The sequence below is a fragment of the Lentzea atacamensis genome (genome assembly GCF_003269295.1).
GTDB classification, from domain to species: Bacteria; Actinomycetota; Actinomycetes; order Mycobacteriales; family Pseudonocardiaceae; genus Lentzea; species Lentzea atacamensis.
Genome location: NZ_QLTT01000001.1, coordinates 1058719 through 1073654, shown reverse-complemented (window position 1 = coordinate 1073654; position 14936 = coordinate 1058719). Strand labels below are relative to the sequence as shown.

The 14936-nt window shown below is 68.4% G+C and carries 14 protein-coding genes and 1 pseudogene; 10 read left to right on the top strand and 5 right to left on the bottom strand.

What is annotated here, in order from left to right; genetic code table 11:
• Positions 1 to 12: 12 nt before the first annotated feature.
• Positions 13 to 459 (bottom strand): hypothetical protein, encoded by a 447-nt coding sequence (locus C8D87_RS05090; RefSeq protein ID WP_109641591.1) that lies wholly within the window; start codon positions 457 to 459, stop codon positions 13 to 15.
• A 51-nt stretch (positions 460 to 510) separates the two neighbouring features.
• Positions 511 to 858: a PASTA domain-containing protein gene (locus tag C8D87_RS47455; protein ID WP_233441908.1), complete on the bottom strand. Its 348-nt coding sequence runs from the start codon at positions 856 to 858 to the stop codon at positions 511 to 513.
• Between the two features lie 182 nt (positions 859 to 1040).
• Between C8D87_RS47455 and C8D87_RS05080 the strand changes: the two genes are divergently transcribed.
• Positions 1041 to 3311 carry a glycosyl hydrolase family 18 protein gene (locus C8D87_RS05080; RefSeq protein WP_411711353.1) on the top strand — a complete coding sequence of 757 codons (2271 nt, stop codon included), beginning with the start codon at positions 1041 to 1043 and terminating at the stop codon, positions 3309 to 3311.
• A gap of 69 nt (positions 3312 to 3380) precedes the next feature.
• Here C8D87_RS05080 and C8D87_RS05075 read toward each other — a convergent pair whose 3' ends face one another.
• On the bottom strand, positions 3381 to 4085 hold the full coding sequence (locus C8D87_RS05075) for an NPP1 family protein (RefSeq protein ID WP_215732173.1): 705 nt from the start codon (positions 4083 to 4085) through the stop codon (positions 3381 to 3383).
• Between the two features lie 241 nt (positions 4086 to 4326).
• Here C8D87_RS05075 and C8D87_RS05070 point away from each other — a divergent pair, with 241 nt between their 5' ends.
• Positions 4327 to 4773: a helix-turn-helix transcriptional regulator gene (locus C8D87_RS05070; protein WP_211337733.1), complete on the top strand. Its 447-nt coding sequence runs from the start codon at positions 4327 to 4329 to the stop codon at positions 4771 to 4773.
• A gap of 10 nt (positions 4774 to 4783) precedes the next feature.
• Positions 4784 to 5206, top strand: coding sequence for a VOC family protein (locus C8D87_RS05065; protein ID WP_109641641.1), 423 nt, complete (start codon positions 4784 to 4786; stop codon positions 5204 to 5206).
• On the opposite strand, the gene C8D87_RS05060 is transcribed toward C8D87_RS05065, so the two are convergent.
• Positions 5193 to 5726 (bottom strand): GNAT family N-acetyltransferase, encoded by a 534-nt coding sequence (locus C8D87_RS05060; RefSeq protein WP_112225702.1) that lies wholly within the window; start codon positions 5724 to 5726, stop codon positions 5193 to 5195. The two genes, C8D87_RS05065 and C8D87_RS05060, sit on opposite strands and share 14 nt — an antisense overlap.
• Positions 5727 to 5781: 55 nt before the next feature.
• Positions 5782 to 6792: a LacI family DNA-binding transcriptional regulator gene (locus C8D87_RS05055; protein ID WP_109641640.1), complete on the bottom strand. Its 1011-nt coding sequence runs from the start codon at positions 6790 to 6792 to the stop codon at positions 5782 to 5784.
• Positions 6793 to 6972: 180 nt separating this feature from the next.
• Between C8D87_RS05055 and C8D87_RS05050 the strand changes: the two genes are divergently transcribed.
• From C8D87_RS05050 to C8D87_RS05025, 7 genes and pseudogenes are all read left to right on the top strand, one after another.
• A complete protein-coding gene (locus C8D87_RS05050; RefSeq protein ID WP_233441906.1) occupies positions 6973 to 8778 on the top strand; it encodes a glycoside hydrolase family 127 protein in 1806 nt (601 codons plus the stop codon).
• A 30-nt stretch (positions 8779 to 8808) separates the two neighbouring features.
• Positions 8809 to 10041, top strand: coding sequence for an ABC transporter substrate-binding protein (locus C8D87_RS05045; RefSeq protein WP_112226271.1), 1233 nt, complete (start codon positions 8809 to 8811; stop codon positions 10039 to 10041).
• A gap of 3 nt (positions 10042 to 10044) precedes the next feature.
• Positions 10045 to 10866 (top strand): carbohydrate ABC transporter permease, encoded by an 822-nt coding sequence (locus C8D87_RS05040; protein WP_112225701.1) that lies wholly within the window; start codon positions 10045 to 10047, stop codon positions 10864 to 10866.
• A complete protein-coding gene (locus tag C8D87_RS05035) occupies positions 10863 to 11654 on the top strand; it encodes a carbohydrate ABC transporter permease (RefSeq protein WP_112225700.1) in 792 nt (263 codons plus the stop codon). The genes C8D87_RS05040 and C8D87_RS05035 overlap by 4 nt, the downstream gene beginning before the upstream one ends.
• 16 nt (positions 11655 to 11670) lie before the next feature.
• The gene (locus C8D87_RS05030) at positions 11671 to 12495 is read left to right on the top strand and encodes a hypothetical protein (protein ID WP_112225699.1); all 825 of its coding nucleotides are present in this window, start codon (positions 11671 to 11673) and stop codon (positions 12493 to 12495) included.
• Positions 12495 to 12962, top strand: a pseudogene (locus C8D87_RS47450) (beta-L-arabinofuranosidase domain-containing protein); the annotation flags it as partial. The gene C8D87_RS05030 and the pseudogene C8D87_RS47450, both read left to right, overlap by 1 nt.
• Positions 12963 to 13044: 82 nt before the next feature.
• Complete coding sequence (locus C8D87_RS05025) at positions 13045 to 14925, top strand: beta-L-arabinofuranosidase domain-containing protein (RefSeq protein ID WP_233441905.1); 1881 nt, start codon at positions 13045 to 13047, stop codon at positions 14923 to 14925.
• Positions 14926 to 14936 lie beyond the last annotated feature (11 nt).

Sequence of the window (14936 nt, the reverse complement as noted above, 5' to 3'; positions counted from 1 at the left end):
CCCACCGGCCGGTCAGACGCGGGTGAAGCGCATGACCCAGTTCGTCTCCCAGGTCTCGCCGCCGTCGTAGGAGAACTGCTGCTGCCACACGGGCTCGTCGCCCGCCGTCCAGTCGAACCGCAGCTTCACCTCGTGCCCGCCGACCACGTCGTCACCGAAGAACACGCCGTGCCCGTCGGTGAACCGGCCCTCCAGCGGCGGGTCGAGGTGGCCGGGCGCGCGGCTCGAGGCCCACCAGATGCGCCACACCTGCTGTTCGGGGTCGTACTGCCGCAGGGTCATGCCCTCCCAGTCCGCGGCGCGGAGGTTGTCGACGTTCGCCCCGCCGCCCAGCACCGGCCTGCACTCGCTCGTCGCGTCGAACTCGACCCACTCGGTGCCGCGTCCGGGGATGTCGGCGATCTTGCGGTTGGCCACGTGCCAGTGCCCGTGGAAGAAGTCGAAATCGTGCTCGCTCATGGGAGGAAGCTAAAACTGCATCACTGACATCCAATGTCAGTGATCGGCGAACTACTCGTCGATCTTCGTGGCGGACAGCTTGATCCGCGTGTTGCAGTCGACGACCGTGCCGGCCGCCACGCTCTGCGCGGTGGTCTTCCAGTTGCGGTCGTTGATGAGCAGGCGCCCCTGGCCGGACGCGTCCTCCTCGCTGAGGAAGAACAGGCCGGCCGCCTGCATGGTGTCCTGCGCGGTCTGGTGGATCATGCCGACGACGTCCGGCACCGTGCAGGTCTTCGCGGCGGTGGCCGTCGTGGTGGGCGTCTTCTGCTCGGAAGGCTGGGTGGTCGCTGTCGGCGGCGGTGTGGGAGAGCACGCGGAGGCCAGCAACAGCAGGGCGGCGGCGGAAGCGATGCGCATACCTGGCTGTCGCGACGCGCCCGAGCCGACGTTACCTGACAGCGATGTTGGTGATCGAGTATTGACGCAAAGGTCTGGACCATTTTACCGTTCCGGGCAGTGGCCGCCGCCCTAGCCAGGAGGTCCTTCCCTTGCGCCTGCTCACCAGATTGGTCCCGGTGCTGGCTCTCTTAGCCGGCACCGTGATAGCCGTGACCCACGCTCCCTCCGCAGCCGCAGCCCACGAGGACTGCCGGCCGGACGGGCTGTACAAGACGCCGGGCGTCGAGGTGCCTTACTGCACCGTCTACGACACCGCCGGCCGCGAGACCATGGGCTCTGACAAGTCCCGTCGCGTGATCGGGTACTTCACCAGCTGGCGGACCGGCAAGAACGGTCAGCCCGGCTACCTGGCGAAGGACATCCCCTGGACCAAGGTCACGCACCTCAACTACGCGTTCGCGCACATCGACGCGCAGAACAAGATCTCGGTCGGTGCCCAGGACGCGAACAACTCGTCCATCGGCATGGAATGGCCGGGTGTGCCGGGTGCCGAGATGGACCCGTCGCTGTCCTACAAGGGGCACTTCAACCAGCTGACGAAGTTCAAGAAGCAGCACCCGAACGTCAAGACGCTGATCTCCGTCGGCGGCTGGGCTGAGACCGGTGGCTTCTTCAACCCCGACGGCACGCGCAACGCGTCGGGCGGCTTCTACAAGCTCGGCCAGTCGCAGGCGGCGATCGACACGTTCGCAGACAGCGTGGTCGCGTTCCTGCGCCAGTACGGCTTCAACGGCGCGGACATCGACTACGAGTACGCGACGTCGAACAACCACGCGGGCAACCCGGACGACTTCTGGATCTCCAACGCCAACCGCGGCACGCTGTGGGCCGGCTACCAGGCGATCATGAAGACGCTGCGGGAGAAGCTCGACCGCGCCGGTGCGGCCGACGGCAGGCACTACCTGCTGACCGCCGCCGTGCCCGCGTCCGGCTGGCTGCTGCGCGGTCAGGAGTCGTACCAGGTCGTCAAGTACCTCGACTACCTCAACGTCATGAGCTACGACCTGCACGGCTCGTGGAACCACTTCGTCGGCCCGAACGCCGCCCTGTACGACGACGGCAAGGACGGTGAGCTCGCGGCCGGTGGCGTGTACACGGCACCGCAGTACGAGGGCATGGGTTACCTCAACACCGACTGGGCCTACCACTACTACCGCGGGGCCATGCAGGCCGGGCGCATCAACATCGGCGTGCCGTTCTACTCGCGCGGCTGGCAGGGCGTCACCGGTGGCACGAACGGGTTGTGGGGCAGGGCGGCGCTGCCCGACCAGTCGAAGTGCCCGCCCGGCACCGGTTCGTCGGTCGGCTCGACCACGCCGTGCGGCAACGGCGCGACCGGCATCGACAACATCTGGCACGACGTCACCGCCGGTGGTGCCGAGGTTCCGTCCGGCGTGAACCCGTTGTGGCACACCAAGAACCTCGAGGCGAAGGTCACCGGTTCGTACTCGTCGCAGTACGGGCTCGACCCGGTCAACGACCCGACGGACCGCCTGACCGGCACCTACACGCCGTACTACGACACGACGCTGAAGTCGCCGTGGCTGTGGAACAACGACAAGAAGGTGTTCCTCTCCACCGAGACCGAGCAGTCGATCGCGGAGAAGGCGAAGTACGTGCGGGACAAGGGTCTCGGCGGCATCATGATCTGGGAGCTCGCCGGCGACTACAGGTACGACTCCGTGAAGAAGGAGTACTTCATCGGCGACACGCTGCTGTCCACCATCAACACCGGCCTGAACGGCGCGGCGCCTTACGGTGCCGCGAAGGCCACGACGCAGCAGACGCAGTCGCTCGCGGTCGACGTGGACGTCCACGGCTTCGCGCTGGGCGACAACAACTACCCGATCACGCCGAAGATCAAGTTCACCAACCGGTCGAACGTCACGATCCCCGGTGGCACGAAGATCGCGTTCGACTACGGCACCAGCGCGCCGGGCAGCATGGCCGACCAGTCCGGCTTCGGGCTCAGGGTCGTGACGAAGGGCCACAGCGGGTCGAACGTCGGTGGCCTGAAGGGCGACTTCCAGAGGGCGGAGCTGACGCTGCCGTCATGGCAGTCGCTGGCTCCTGGCGCCTCGATCGAGATGACGGTCAGCTACCAGCTGCCGATCTCGACGCCGTCGAACTTCGTGTTCACGTTCGGCGGCCAGTCGTACGCGATCTCGGCTGATCACCCGCGCATCGGCGGTGGTACGACGCCGACGACCACGTCCACGACCACCACGACGACGACCACCTCGAACCCTCCGGCCTGCGCGCTGCCCGCGTGGGACCGCGAGCAGGTCTACACCGGTGGCAACGAGGTGTCGCACAAGGGCCGCAAGTGGCGGGCCCAGTGGTGGACGAAGGGCGAGGAGCCCGGCACCACCGGTGAGTGGGGCGTCTGGCGCGACCAGGGCGCCTGCTGAGTGAGGTCGTGGGTGGTTTCCGTTGTGGTGACGACGGAAACCACCCACGACGATTCTTCGACGCGAAGATCAGGGCTGGAACGGGATGCCGGAAGGCTTGGCCCTGGACAGCTCTGTCGTCCACCTGCTGTCCTGCAACGGGAAGTTGGCGTCGCCCCACGAGGACCCGTTCAGCTTGTCCCGCAGGGTCGGGTCGAGGTTCTCCCAGCTGAGCAGGGCGGGCATGTCCCAGCCGCCGTCACCCCAGGCCTCCGGCCGTTCGTCGGCTCCCGCGAAACGCATGACGTGCGTGCTGCCACCGTCCTTGTGATAAACGACCCTCGGGCGGACGCCGGTCTTCGCCGGCACGTTGCCCCACGACCTGGTCTCGTACTGGCCGTGCCGGGACACGGACACGAAGCCGGGGGTCGACTGCCCTTGCGGCACCCACACCACGACGCCTTCCCAGTCGTGGCGGTGCGACGTGGGAGTGCAGCCGGCGCAGCTCATGTCCTTTTCGAAGTACAGGGCGTAGGAGATGGCGCACCAGCCGTTGTTGCACTTGGCCCGTGAATAGGTGTTGGCGTTGCCGAGGTGGCCGCTACGGCACTGGCCGGTGACGGGCCCGCTGTCGTCGAGGCCGCCGTTGAGCTTCCCGCTGCTGTCGATGGCCGCGACGGGCAGACAGCTGTCGCTGTCGTAGTCGAAGAACGGCTGGAAAGTCTGCTGGAACGAGGTGGCGTTCGCGGGAAGCGGGGTCAGCACGGCGGCTGAGGCGTTGTTCGTCATCCCCATTGCCAGAACGACGGCGGTACCTCCGACGAAAAGGGATTTGGTGAGACGGGAAGTGATGCCTGCAGGGAACATGCCCGGAGGTTAGCGAGCGAAAAGGTTTCGGACACCCCCTCACAAACGTCGAATCCCCTATCGAGACGGATTCGACCTGAATTCCTCTGGCCTTCTTCGAGATTTCGCTGGACGGTCCGCGCGGCGAGTGTGCATCGGTCCGGCAGTCCCGGGGCTTAGGCTGTTCGTCGTGAAAGACGCCGCGCCCGCCAAGGACCCGCGCCTGCAGGAGCTCGTCCTGCTCCGCAAGGTCCGCGACCGCATCGACCGCGAGTACCGCCAGCCGCTCGACGTCGCGGCACTGGCTCGCGGCGTGCACCTGTCCGCGGGTCACCTGTCGAGGGCGTTCCGCGCGGCGTTCGGCGAGTCGCCCTACAGCTACCTCATGACCCGCCGAATCGAGCGGGCCATGACTCTGCTGCGGCGCGGCGACATGACCGTCACCGAGGTCTGCTTCGAGGTCGGCTGCACCTCGCTCGGCACGTTCAGCACCCGCTTCTCCGAGCTCGTCGGCATGTCGCCCAGCCAGTACAAGAAGGTCGCGGCGGAGGACGGCCACGGCATCCCGAACTGTCTCGCCAAGGCAGTGATGCGTCCGATCAGGAATCGAGAAGCGGCGGCCGGTTCGTCCGATTAAGTTGACCACCATGTCAGTCATCATCGCCGCCGCGTTCCTGCCGGCAGACGACCCCGAGAAGTCCCTCGGCTTCTTCCGCGACGGGCTTGGCTTCGAGGTCCGCCAGGACGTCGGTCAGGGCACCATGCGCTGGATCACCGTCGGCCCGCCCGGCCAGCCGGAGACCGGGATCGTGCTGCACCCGCCCGCCGCCGACCCCGGCGTGAGCGACGAGGAACGGCGCACGATCGCCGTGCTGATGGCCAAGGGCGTCTACACGGCGGTCTCGCTCGCTTCCAAGGACCTCCAGGGCACCTTCGACCGCGCCAAGGCGTGGGTGGAGAAGGAAGGCTCGGCCGAGGTGCTGCAGGAGCCGGAGGACCAGCCGTGGGGAGTGCGGGACTGCGCGTTCCGCGACCCGGCCGGCAACCTGGTGCGCATCAACCAGCTGTGAGGCCGCGCTCGGCCGGGTGGTCCAGGGGGATCTCGAAGTGCACCACGTCGTCTTCCGCCCAGATCTCCTTGCCGAGCGTGCGCCACAGGTCCAGCGCGCCGGGGGAGTGGCGGTAGGCGTGCAGGTACACCGCGCGGTACCGGTCGTCCCGCGCGGCGAAGTCCAGCAGTTCGCCGACCAACCGGCCGGCCAGTCCACGTCTGCGGTGTTCCGGCCGCACGTACACCCGCCGCACCTGGGCGGTCTCCCCGTCGGGGTAGCGGTCGGCCAGCCACTGCGGCTGCCTCGGTCCTCGCGAGTCCAGCGCGCCGGTGGCGACGATCGCGCCGTCGGCCTCGTCGTAGGCGACGAGCAGGACGTGGCGGTCGGGGGCGGCGTAGAAACCCGCGAGATCAATGATGTCCTGGTGCCACTTCGGCACGTAGCCCGTGCCGAAGTCGCGGTAGACGGCGTCGAGCATCACCGCTCGCGCCTCGCCGAGGTCGTCCGCAGTCGCCACCCTGATGCCATATGAGCGCACTTGCACATCATATGCAGCAAGCGTGCGGGCGACCGGGATCTTTCTCTGACGGGCCTCAAGCCGTCGACTCGCGCACCACGAGGCGGCACGGCTGGCGGACCACGCCGGACGCCGGTGTGCCGCCGAGGGCCGCGAGCAGGTGCCGCACCGCGGTCTCGCCGAGCTGCTGCAGGTTGAGGTCGATCGTGGTGAGCGGTGGCCTGCAGTCCGCGGCGAAGATCTCCCAGTTGTCGTAGCCGACGATCGCGACGTCGTCGGGGACTTGCCGGCCGAGACTCGCGAGCGCCTGCGCGGCACCGCTGGCGATCTGGTCGTTGCCGCAGAAGATGGCGTCCACCTCGGGAGTGGTGGCCATCAGCAACCTCGTGGCGTGCCTGCCCCAGTGTTGCGACCACTCGCCGTGCAGCGGCTGGCCGCCGGCCAGCGCCAGGCCGTGATCGCCCAGGACGGTGCGGGCCGCGGCGGCGCGGTCGCGAGCCGCGCGATAGGACTGAGGGCCGGTGATGTGGGCGATGTGCTTGCGGCGCAACGCGATCAGGTGCTCGACGGCGAGCAGGGCACCGCCCTCGTCGTCGGACACCAGGCAGAGGTCCCCCGGGTTCGTGGAGCGGCAGTACACGTACACCGCGGGCACCGGGAGGTCGGCGGTCAGCGAGAGGTGCAGGTCGTTGCTGTCGCCGACGATGATGAAACCGTCCACCTGGCGAGCCAGCAGGGTCCGGATGTAGTGGTTGCGGCGGATCGCGTCGCCGCGGGTGTCGCACAGCAGCACCGACATCTGCTGGTCGGACAGGGCGTTCTCGGCGCCGAGCAGGATCGGGATGGCGAACCGGCCGTCGAGCTCGTCGGTGAGCAGGCCGATCGCACGGGTGCGGCCGGCCACGAGGCCCTGGGCTAGAACGTTGGGGCGAAAGGACAGTTCGGCCGCCGCCCGCAGCACGCGAGCCCTCGTGTTCGCGGCCACCTCGTCGCGGTTGTTGATCGCTTTGGACGCCGTGGCGATCGACACGCCCGCCAGCAGGGCCACGTCCCTCAGCGTCACCGTCTCGGATCGTCGTCTGCCCATCGAAATCCTTTCGAACGCGATTCGACTGTTCATTCGACGATTTCTGCGACTTATGGCGCATTGTCGAAATCGTTTTCGGTCTCCAGAGTGCGTTACGTGGCAACGATGCGCAACACCCAGTCGAGTCGCGGGCCGGTGGTTCCGTCCCGCGGACCGCTCCGTCCACTTGGGACAGACGAGGTGCGCATCACCGGTGGCTTCTGGGCGGAGCGGCAACGGGTCAACGGCTCGGCGACGCTCTGGCACGCGCTTGGCTGGATGGACGAGCTCGGCTGGACCGGTAATTTCGCCGCCGTCGGAAACGGCGCCGGGTCGCGTGAGCGGAAAGGCCGGGAGTTCTCCGACTCCGAGGTCTACAAAATCACCGAGGCGATGTCGTGGGAACACGGCCGGTCCCCGGACGGCGATCTCGACGCCCGCATCGAAGCACTCACGTCCCAGATCGGCGGGGCCCAGGCGGCGGACGGCTACCTCGGCACCGCGTTCGGCCGGTCGTGGCAGCGGCCGCGCTACAGCGACCTGGCCTGGGGCCACGAGCTGTACTGCGTGGGCCACCTGCTGCAGGCCGCGGTGGCTCGCACCAGGAACGCGGGCGCCGGGCCGTTGCTGGACATCGCCCGGCGCGCCGCCGATCACGTGTGCGAGGTCTTCGGGCCGGGCAGCGCGGGTGTCTGCGGGCACCCGGAGATCGAGACCGCTCTGGTGGAACTGGCACGCGTGACAGGCGAGCAGCGCTACCTCGACCAGGCGGCGCTGCTGGTCGAACGGCGTGGCCACCGCACCCTGCCCGAGCACGAGTTCGGCTGGTCGTACTTCAACGACGACGTCCCCGTGCGCAAGGCGACCGTGCTGCGCGGACACGCGGTGCGCTCGCTGTACCTGGCCTGCGGGGCCGTCGACGTCGCGGTGGAGACCGGTGACGACGACCTGCTCGCGGCGGTGGTCACTCAGTTCGGCAACACGTGGGCGCGCCGCACGCACATCACCGGCGGCATGGGGTCACGTCACCAGGACGAGGCGTTCGGAGAGGACTTCGTCCTCCCCGCGGACCGGGCGTACTCGGAGACGTGCGCGAGTGTCGCCACTGTCATGCTCGCGCAACGGTTGTTGCTGGCCACCGGCGACAACCGCTACGCAGACGCCGCGGAACGCGTGCTGCACAACGTGATCGCGACGGCGATCGGTGACGACGGCCGGAGTTTCTTCTACGCCAACACGCTGCACCAGCGCACGCCCGCGCAGCCACCGAACGGTGGCGAGCGGCTCGACGCCGGCGGTGGCCTGCGGGCACCGTGGTTCGAGGTGTCGTGCTGCCTGCCGAACATCGCCCGGCTGCTGGCGAGCCTGTCGGCCTACCTCGTCACCGCCGACGACACCGGCCTGCGCCTGCACCAGTACGCCGAGTGCGACGTCGACACCCACCTCGCCGACGGCCGTCCCGCCGGGCTGCGGGTGCGCACGTCGTACCCGGAGACGGGAGACGTGGCCGTGCGGGTGACCAGGAGCGGCGGCGAACCCTGGTCGATCAGCCTGCGCGTGCCGGGCTGGGCGACCGGGGCGGTGCTCGTCGTGGATCACGAGCGCCGCCCGGTCGCGCCAGGCGACGTCGTGCTGACCAGGAACTGGGCCGTCGGCGACGAAATCCGGCTGGAGCTGCCGATGCGGCCGCGGTTCACCTGGCCCGATCCCCGCATCGACGCCGTGCGTGGCTGCGTTGCGGTGGAACGAGGTCCGCTCGTCCTGTGCGCCGAGTCGCTGGGGGATCACGACCTCGACGCGCTTCGGGTCTGCACCGGGCACGACCCGGCGCAGGCGGGCGACGGCGCGGTGGTGCGGGCGGTGTTCGAGGCCCCGCAGGACTCCGCGTGGCCGTACGGCGAACCCTCCGCCCGACCCGGCAGTCCCGTCCCGCTGCAGCTGAGGCCCTACCACCGCTGGGCCCGCCGGGGCCCGTCGACCATGCGGATCTGGCTGCCCACCACCTGACCACGTCTCAAAGGAGAGACCGTGAAAGCGATGCTCGCGGCTGTCGTTCTGGTGCTGGCCACGGCGTGCGGTGCGGACCGGTCCGGGGCCGCCGACGACGGGACGACCCTCACGCTGTGGACCCGCGCGGCGACCGAGGCGGTGTCGAAGGCCTACGCCGACGCCTACAACGCCTCGCACCGCAACAAGATCGAGGTCACCGCGTACCCCAACGAGGAGTACCCGGCGAAGCTCGCCTCGGCCGCCGGCGCGAAGGCGTTGCCGGACCTGTTCGCCGCGGACGTCGTGTTCGCGCCGCAGTACGCCGCCCAGGGCCTGTGGGCAGACGTCTCCGAACAGTTCAAGTCCTTGCCGTTCAAGGACTCCGTAGCCCCCTCCCACGTCCGTGCGGGTACGTGGGAGGGCCACAACTTCGCGGTGCCGCACACGATCGACCTGTCGGTGATGCTCTACAACAAGGACCTCTACGCGAAGGCGGGCCTCGACCCGGAGAAGCCGCCGCGCACGCTCACCGAGTTCACCGAGCACGCCCGCAAGATCGATCAGCTGGGCGGTGACGTCCACGGCACCTACTTCGGCGGCAACTGCGGTGGTTGCGTGGAGTTCACGCTGTGGCCGTCGGTGTGGGCAGCCGGTGGCGACGTGCTGGACGCCGACGGTCTCAGTGCGAAGGTCGACTCACCCGAGATGGCCGCCGTGTTCGCCGTGTACCGCGACCTCTATGACCAGGGTGTGGCCTCACCGGCGTCGAAGGGCGAGGCGGGCCCGACGTGGCTCGGCGCGCTGCAGGGCGGGAAGGTCGGCATCGCACCCGGCCCCTCGGTGTGGCTCGACGCCATCGAGGCCAAGGGCGTCGAGGTCGGCGTCGCGCCGATCCCCGGCATCACCGGCGGGGAGTCCACGTTCGTCGGCGGCGACGCGATCGGCATCGGCGCCACGAGCTCGAAAGCCGAGCAGGCGTGGGACTTCCTGGCCTGGACGATGTCGGACGAGGCACAGGTCGAGGTCGTCGCGAAACGCAAGGGCGTGCCGGTTCGCACGGATCTCGCGGCGAACAAGCACTCGTCGGCCGACCCACGGCTCGTCACCGTCAACGGGTTGGTGGCCAAGGGGAAGACGCCGTACGCCCGCAACTTCAACGCGACGTTCAACGACCCGCAGGGCCCGTGGCTGACGACCGTGCGCGGCGCGTTGTTCGGCGACGCCTCGGCGGCGCTGATGGCGGGCAACGAGGCCATCACCAAGTCGCTGCGGCAGGAGTGACCCGTGCGCAGGCGAGCGGTCATCGGAGCCCTCTACGCCACGCCCGCCGCGGTGCTGGTGGTGCTGTTCTTCGTGGCTCCGCTGCTGCTCGTCGGCTGGATGTCGCTGCACCGCTGGCCGTTGCTGGGCAAGCCGCGCGTCAACGCACCTGACAACTACACCGCCATCGGCGACAACGCGCTGCTGACGACGGCAGCCTGGTTCACCCTGCGGTACACGGTGATCATCACGGTCCTGCTGTTCGTCATCGCGTTCGGCCTCGCGCTGCTGGTGCAGAACCGCCGGAAAGGCGTCGGGTTCTTCCGGACCGCGTTCTTCCTGCCGATGGCGGTCGGGTTCGCCAGCGCGTCCCTGCTCTTCCTCGGCCTGCTCAGCGAGGAGATCGGCCCGCTGCCACTGGCGGACGGCAGCCCCGCGCTGGGCTCGGCGGTGCTGCTGGTGCTGTGGCGGTTCGCCGGGTTCAACATGCTGATCCTGCTGACCGGGCTGCAGGCGATCCCGGTGGACGTCTACGAGGCGGCACGGATCGACGGGGCCACGCGCTGGCAGACGTTCCGGCGGATCACCGTGCCGCTGATGCGGCCGACGATCGCGCTGGTGCTCACCATGATGGTCACCGGGTCGCTGCTCGCGTTCGACCAGTTCTGGATCCTCACCAGGGGAGGGCCGGACAACAGCACCACCTCGCTGGTGATGCTGATCTACCGGGAGGCGTTCGTCCGGCTCGACCTCGGATCGGCGGCCGGGATCTCGGTGGTGCTGCTGGTGCTGCTCGCGGTGGTCAGCTCGGTCCAGCTCACCGTGCTGCGCAGGCGGTCGGCATGAACCGCTGGGGTTATTACGTCACCGGGACCGCACTCGCGATCCTGTTCCTGTTCCCGCTCGTGTGGAGCGGCTGGGCGTCGGTGCGCACCGATAGCGGTTTCGGTGCCGAAAACTATGCGCGGCTCTTCACGTCCGCCAACGGCATCCGGCCGGTGCACGTGCTGAACAGCGTGATCGTGAGCGCGACGACGGTGGGCGGCACCCTGATCGTCGCCACGTTCGCCGGTTACGCGTTCGGGCGGTTCAAGTTCCCCGGCCGCGACCTGCTCTTCCTGCTGACGCTCGCGATCCTGATGGTGCCGTACGCGACGATCCTCATCGCGCTGTACGTGCTGCTCGGCTGGCTCGGGCTCGAGGACTCGCTGGTGGGCCTGAGCATCGTGCTGATCGTGTTCCAGCTGCCGTTCTCGGTCTTCATGATGCGCAACAGCTTCGAGGCCGTCCCGGTCGAGCTGGAGGAGTCCGCGCGGGTCGACGGCTGCACGAGCCTCGGCACGCTCGTGCGGATCATGCTCCCGGCCGTCCGCCCCGGCCTGGTAACGGTGGGGTTGTTCGCGTTCCTCACGTCGTGGAGCGAGTTCTTCGCCCCGCTGATCCTGCTCAACTCCACCGACAAGTTCACCACGGTGCTCGCCGTGGTCAACATGCGCACCGCGAGCCACGGCTCGATCGACTACGCCGCGTTGGAGGCGGGTGTCGTCTTCATGGCGGTGCCCTGCCTGGTGCTCTTCGCGTTCATGCAACGCAGCTACGTGCGCGGATTCACCTCCGGCGCACTCAAAGGGTGACAACAAGGAGGTCGGAATGACCCGGTTGTGGAAAGGACTCGTGACCGCGATCTTCGCGGCGGTGATGGCGGCGAGCGTGGCGGCTCCGGCGAGAGCGGACCACGGATGGACACCGCCGTCGAACCTGGTGACACCGTTGAACCAGGTGTGGCAGCACGTGGAGAGCACGTACGGCAACCTCTACGGCTTCCGCAACTACGGCTGGGACCAGCTCTTCGTCAACGGCGGCTACCTGAACTTCTGCGTGCGCTGGGACTCTCCCCAGCCGGTGACCGCCGCCCAGCGCGACGCGATCCACGCCCAGCTCGCCCGCCAGTACAAGAAGTGGATGGACGCGATGGCGGGCCACAACCACTTCCCGTACGCCTCGGTGCCCATCAAGGTCGTCGGCTGGGCGGTGCGTGACCGCAACCAGCTGAAGTGGACCGACAACTCCGTCGACATCTACGTCAACGACATCCGCGAGAACGCGCCTCAGTGCGCGGAGGGCTGCGGCAGGTTCTTCAACCGCAACGGCATCTATCCGCGTTGTCCCGGTGGCGTCGCACGGCACTACGACCAGTCGTTGTGGCTCACCGCCGGAATGGGCGGCGGAGCGGGTGGCGACTGGGGCCAGCGGATGGGCAGCGAGTACTTCATGAACAGCCTCAACGCCAACGACGTGACGATCCTGCTGCACGAGATAGGCCACACGTTCGGCCTGGACGACTTCTACGACTGGACACCCAGCGGGGTCGGCGGGTTCATCATGAAGGCGGGCAGCTCCGCGGTGATCACCGAGTTCGACCGGTGGATGCTCCGCGACTGGTGGCGGCACCTGAAGAACCGGTACGGGTACTGATGTTCCCCAACCGGCGCACGGTTCTGCGTGCGGGCGCGTTCGCCGTTGCGGCGGCGGCGCTGCCCGCGCCCGCGCTCGCCGCGGCACGACCCGACATCGGGGTGTCCGCCGAGCTGTTCGGTCTCGGCGCGGTGTCTCTCCTGCCGGGACCGTTCCTGAACAACACCACCCGCACCCACGCCTATCTGAAGTTCATCGACCCCGAACGCCTGCTGCACACGTTCCGGCTGAACGTCGGCCTGAACTCGACCGCCACCCCTTGTGGCGGGTGGGAGTCGCCCACCACGGAGCTGCGCGGTCACTCCACCGGTCACGTCCTGACCGCACTGGCGCAGGCCCACGCGAGCACGGGCGACACGGCGTTCAAGGCCAAGGGCGATCACCTGGTCGCACAGCTGGCGATCTGCCAGGGCCGCGCGCAGGCGGCGGGTTTCAACGCCGGCTACCTCTCGGCGTTCCCGGAGAGCTTCATCGACCGGGTGGAGACCGGCCAGCAAGTGTGGGCGCCCTACTACACGCTGCACAAAGATCCTCGCGGGTCTGCTGGACATGCATTTGCTGGCAGGCAACGCCCAGGCGCTCACCGTCCTCAACCGGATGGCGGCCTGGGTCGGCTTCCGCAACGGCAGGCTGACCTACGCCCAGCGGCAGAGCATGCTGCGCACCGAGTTCGGCGGCATGAACGAGGTGCTGACCAACCTCTACCAGCTCAGCGGCGACACGGCCCACCTCACCAGCGCCCAGTACTTCGACCACGCGGAGATCTTCGACCCGTTGGCGCAGAACCGCGACGCGCTCAACGGCTACCACGCCAACACGCAGATCCCGAAGGCCATCGGCGCGATCCGCGAATACCACGCCACGGGCACGACGAGGTACCGCGACATCGCGAGCAACTTCTGGGAGTTCGTGGCCGGCACGCACAGCTACGCGACCGGCGGCAACTCCAACGGCGAGTACTTCAAGGCACCGGGCCGGATCGCGTCCGAGCTCTCGGACACCACCTGCGAGTCCTGCAATTCCTACAACATGCTCAAGCTGACCGCTCAGCTGTTCCGCACGAGCCCCGGCAGCACACGGTACTTCGACTTCTACGAGAGGACGCTCTACAACCACCTGCTGGGCGCGCAGAACCCGAACTCCGGCCACGGCCACCACAGCTACTACACGCCGTTGCGGTCTGGTGGCATCCGCACGTACAGCAACGACTACAACGACTTCACGTGCTGCCACGGCACCGGGATGGAGACCAACACGTGCCACACCGGGCGGATCTACGCCCACTCCGGCACGACGCTCCACGTCAACCTGTTCATCGCCTCGGTGCTGAGCTGGCGCGGGTTCACCGTACGGCAGGAGACCATGTTCCCGGAGTCCGACAGCACGAGGATCACGATCACCGGGTCCGGGACGATCGACCTGCGCGTGCGCGTCCCGTCCTGGGCGGCACAAGCCCAGATCCGGGTCAACGGAACACTCCAGGACCCCGTCACACCGGGCACCTACGCACGGATCAACCGCACGTGGTCGAGCGGTGACGTCGTCGACATCAGCCTGTCGATGGCGTTGCAGCTGGAGTCCACTCCGGACAACCGCGCGGTGCAGGCCGTCCGGCACGGCCCGATCGTGCTCGCGGGCACCCACGGCACGAACAACCTCCAGCAGATGCCCACGCTGCAACCGTCGACGATCCGGCCGACCCCGACACCGTTGCAGTACACGGCCTCCGCCAGCACCGGCCAGGTGACGCTGGTGCCGTTCTACAAGGTCCACGGGCAGCGCTACACCGTCTACTGGACGATCGCCGAGCCGCCGCCGCGGTTCATCGCGCACTACCTGTTCGACGGCAACACGAACGACGCCACGGGCAACGGTCTGACCGCCACGCTCGCGGGCGGGGCGGCGTGGACGACCGGCCGGACCGGGGGAGCGGTCGACCTGTCCGGCTCCGGGGCGCACGTAGTGCTGCCTTCGGGCCTGCTCGCGGACGCGACCTCGTTCACCATCGCCACCTGGGTGCGGCTGGACACCGTCGCGACGTGGTCGCGGGTGTTCGACTTCGGCGGCGGCACCGGCGCGTACGCCTTCCTCACCCCGCGCAGCTCGGCCGGCGGTGCGCGGTTCGCAGTCACCACCGGTGGTGTGGCCGGGGAGCAACGGATCGACGCACCAGCGGCCCTTCCGCAGGGTGTCTGGACGCACGTCGCCGTGACGCAGAACGGCGATCTCGGTGTCCTGTACGTCAACGGTGCCGAGGTGGCGCGCAACTCAGCGCTCACCCTGCGCCCCGGCAGCACCACGCAGAACTGGATCGGGCGTTCCCAGTACACGGGCGACCCGTACCTCGACGGCGCCGTGGACTCGTTCCGCGTCCACGGTCGCGCCCTCACCGCCGCAGAGGTCGCGAACCTCCACTCCACCGGTTCGTAGAAGGAGCTTCG